This is a genomic window from Chitinophaga sp., assembly GCF_035564935.1.
Taxonomy (GTDB): domain Bacteria; phylum Bacteroidota; class Bacteroidia; order Chitinophagales; family Chitinophagaceae; genus Chitinophaga.
Map to the genome: position 1 here is coordinate 1 of NZ_DATMTE010000601.1, position 4,122 is coordinate 4,122.

A 4,122-nucleotide genomic window follows, 5' to 3' on the forward strand; every position below is an offset into this window, starting at 1 on the left:
CAGTTTAATCCTGAGTCAGACAAAATCCGCTGCATTAAAGCGAAACGCCTCTCTTCCACGGAATGAAATCGTCCTGGTTGAGTTGTTCTGCCTTAGTATGAACTTCACCACTGGCGGTTTTGATCACATATTCCAGGATCTCTTCGCCCATACCGGCAATGCTTTGCTCGCCGCTGATGATGGTGCCGGTATTGATATCAATGATATCTTTCATACGGGTGGCAAGTTTGGTATTAGTAGCCAGCTTTACCACGGGGGCAATGGGGTTACCGGTAGGTGTGCCAAGTCCTGTAGTAAACAACACTACATTGGCGCCGGAACCAACTTCCGCAGAAGTGGACTCCACATCGTTGCCTGGTGTGCAAAGCAGGTTCAATCCGGGTTTAGTCACATATTCTGTATAATCCAATACATCCGTTACAGGTGAAGTGCCTCCTTTCTTTGCTGCCCCGGCAGATTTGATGGCATCAGTAATAAGACCATCCTTGATATTTCCCGGCGACGGGTTCATATAAAAACCGGAGCCAACAGATTGGGCCTGGCTTTCATATGCACGCATGATACGGATGAATTTACCGGATGTTTCTTCTGTCTGACAACGGTTGATCAGCTCCTGTTCCACTCCGCAAAGTTCAGGAAATTCAGAAAGAATGGAGGTGCCGCCCAGCGCCACCAACAGGTCTGAAGTATGACCTACTGCAGGGTTAGCTGAAATACCGGAAAATCCGTCGGAGCCACCGCATTCCAGTCCTATTACCAGTTTGGAAAGAGGGCTGGGCTCGCGCTGTTGTTTATTGGCTTCCACTAAGGCAAGGAAAGTATCCTTGATGGCGGCAGACAGCATGGCAAATTCCGAAGCGCTTTTCTGCTGTTCGTATACCAGTACCGGTTTGTTGAAAGCCGGGTTTAATTTTTTGAGTGATGCCTGCAGAATAGATACCTGCGCGTGCTGGCATCCCAGGCTAAGGATGGTGGCGCCGGCTACATTGGAATGATGGATATAACCTGCCAGAAGGGCACATAAGGCATCTGAATCCTGGCGGGTACCACCACAGCCTCCTTCGTGCGTAAGGAATTTGATACCATCAATGTTAGGGAAAACCACATTGCGTTTGCCCGTTTCCGTTAGAGCGCCCGCTTCATAGTTTTTAATGGCTTCCAGGTTGCCGCTTTTGTAAAGAGAAACCAGGTCTGCCACCTGTTCGTTATATACTTCTGCCGGAGAAAAACCCAGCCCCTTTTCGAAGGCTGTTTTAATCACCCCTACATTCCTGTTCTCACAAAAAACCAACGGAATTACCAGCCAGTAATTACGGGTACCTACCTGCCCATCGGCCCGGTGATAACCCATAAAAGTGCGGTTTTCCCATTTACTCACATCAGGGGCCTGCCATTCCAGGGAATTTTCTTTCTCATGAAATGCATTGGCATCATGAACCACATTTTCGGTGGTAATGGATTCTCCCTTTAAGATATCTTTACTGGCTTTCCCCACCAATACACCATACATCGTAATGGGATCGCCTTTAAGGATATCGTTGATCAGGAATTTATGTTTAGCAGAAATATTTTGTTGCAGTTGAATATTGTGTCCGTTAAATGAGATATCGGTTCCTACCGGTATGTCCTGTAAGGCTACCAGCACATTATCATCAGGATGAATTTGTAAATAAGCGTTCATAGCAGCTAAAGTAGTAAATAACTGTTCCGGCTGTTGATAGTAAAATGTTAATCCTTGATAAGATTTTGACTATTTGATTATATCGCTGGAACACTTTGTTGGTGCAGGTCAGGAATGAATTAGAAATTGTTAATTGGCTATCAGGAGGGGTTTGCCCTGCCTGATAGCAAAAAATGCCCTGCTGCTGTAATATTTATGCAAACGTTTGTAATATCCACATATTTTGATATTTTTAATCTGGCAGCGGCTTTCAGACGGCAAAACCGGTGATTCCTTTGCAAAAAAACACCATGTTGATGGCGCCGCCGGTCACTGGTGTTTCATGAGCCCTAAAGGATTCAGCCGGAGATAGTACCGGATATTCCAGGGAGTGAACAATTGAGTATTAATATTTTATCATCTGGCAATTACTTCATAGTGCCCTCAACCTAATCTTTATAAATCCTGTTATTCATCTTATAAAAAAATAAATGTCAAATGCACGTTAAAAAACTGATCTGCACCTTATTGCTTTTTTCAGGTATCTCCGGCAACCTTATAGCCCAGGATGCCGGTAAAGCAAGAAATTACCTATATGAGGAGTTCAGGAAAAAAGGCGGCGATGCCGCTTTTAAAAATGTTACACAGTGGAGGGAAGAACGATACAGATCTGTTACTGAAAAGATTGCAGCGCTGCCTGCTGCCAGCAAAACTTTGTTGCTGAAAGAGGCAGATAAGGCATTATCATTTAACTGGCCATCGTTACCCGCTACTTTATACCTGCAATACCGGGATAACGGCAATCGTGTAAACTTTGAAAATGCGCAGTTTGAACGCCGCAAAGTTTTGTCGGCGTTAGTGGCGGGCGAACTGGTAGATGGGAAAGGGAAATACATTCCGCAGATTGTGAACGGTTTATGGTTGATACTGGAAGAAAGCACCTGGGTATTACCTGCTCATATAGGTGCGCAGAAGGCCGGTAGCGGGCTGCCTGATCCTGCAGAACCGGTGGTGGATCTGTTTGCCGGCGAAACCGCCGCCACGCTTAGCTGGGCCCAGTTTTTACTACATGAACAGCTGGATAAGTTTTCGCCGGTAGTGAACAAGCGGATCAGCTTTGAGCTGCAGCACCGCATTATAGCGCCTTTCCTGGCGCGGACTGATTTCTGGTGGATGGGATGGAGCGGCCGCTCCGTGAACAACTGGAACATCTGGATCAATACCAATGTATTACAAACAGCATTGCTGGGTGTAAATGAAACGGATATACGAAACCAGGTAATTGAAAAAGCGATCCGCAGTGCAGATAATTTCGTGAACGGATACCCGGACGATGGTGGTTGTGACGAAGGCCCTACCTACTGGGGACATGCGGGTGGAAAGCTTATTGAGTTTATTGATCTGCTGAGCAGTGCTTCAGGGCATCAGCTTGAGTGGAACCACAATGAACTGATTCACCGTATAGGCGCCTATATTTACAAAATGCATGTAGACAGCAGCCGGTTTGTGAATTTTGCAGATGCTTCCGCCAGTACAATTCCGCCGGTACATACGGTATATTTGTACGGAGCCACCTTTCATGATCCGCAGCTGATCAATTTTGCCGCGTATTTGTCGCGGTTGGAGAACCCCGACAGCAACCGGGTTAAAACCCCTTCCCTGGCTTTCTTTGTATACAATGTGGAATACCGGAATGCTTTGCTGCAAGCCAAAGCGGCAGCGCCCTATACAGCTGAAAACTGGCTTCCCGATTTGCAGGTATTATCCCTGCGTTCGGCAGCTGGTGATGCAAAGGGCTTATTCTTCGCAGCGCAGGGCGGTCATAATGCAGAAAGCCATAATCATAACGATGTGGGAAATTTTGTACTCTATATGGATGGTAAGCCTGCTCTTATTGATGTGGGCGTGGGCACTTATACCAAACAAACGTTCAGCGCCGACCGCTACAAGTTATGGTTTATGCAGTCGCAGTGGCACAATTGTCCTGCTATCAATGGCGTTCAACAGCATGATGGCCGCCAGTTCCGGGCCACTGCGGTGCAATACGCCCATAATAAGCTGAGTATGGATATTGCGGCAGCTTACCCGGAAGAAGCACAGGTGCAGTCATGGAAACGGACCTTTACATTCAATCCTGCAAAAACCTCCCTGCAATTGTCCGAAGCATACCAGCTTAAAAAGTGGAAGGAGCCTTTCCTGTTGCATTTCATGACCTGCCTGCCCGCCGATACCGGTACCCCGGGACGGATACTGTTAAAAGGGAGTACTGCTAACCTCTTACTTACTTATGATCCTGCGTTATTTGAAGTGGTAACAGCGGAACAGGAGGTGAAAGACGGCCGGTTATCACCTGTATGGGGTGATCATGTTACGCGTATCAGCCTGAAATCGCGCGGTAAAGCATTGAGTGGTAAGCATTCGGTTGGATTTACCATGAGCAGTAAATAAGGTGGTAATATGGC

2 protein-coding genes are annotated in these 4,122 nt (G+C 46.8%); one reads left to right on the top strand and one right to left on the bottom strand.

Features of this window, described 5'->3' with window-relative positions; genetic code table 11:
- Positions 1-34: 34 nt before the first annotated feature.
- Entirely contained in the window at positions 35-1,681 is a 1,647-nt protein-coding gene (locus VN105_RS15295; protein WP_325642390.1) for an altronate dehydratase family protein, read from the bottom strand.
- Between the two features lie 477 nt (positions 1,682-2,158).
- Here VN105_RS15295 and VN105_RS15300 point away from each other — a divergent pair, with 477 nt between their 5' ends.
- Positions 2,159-4,108, top strand: coding sequence for a heparinase II/III domain-containing protein (locus VN105_RS15300; RefSeq protein WP_325642392.1), 1,950 nt, complete (start codon positions 2,159-2,161; stop codon positions 4,106-4,108).
- Positions 4,109-4,122 lie beyond the last annotated feature (14 nt).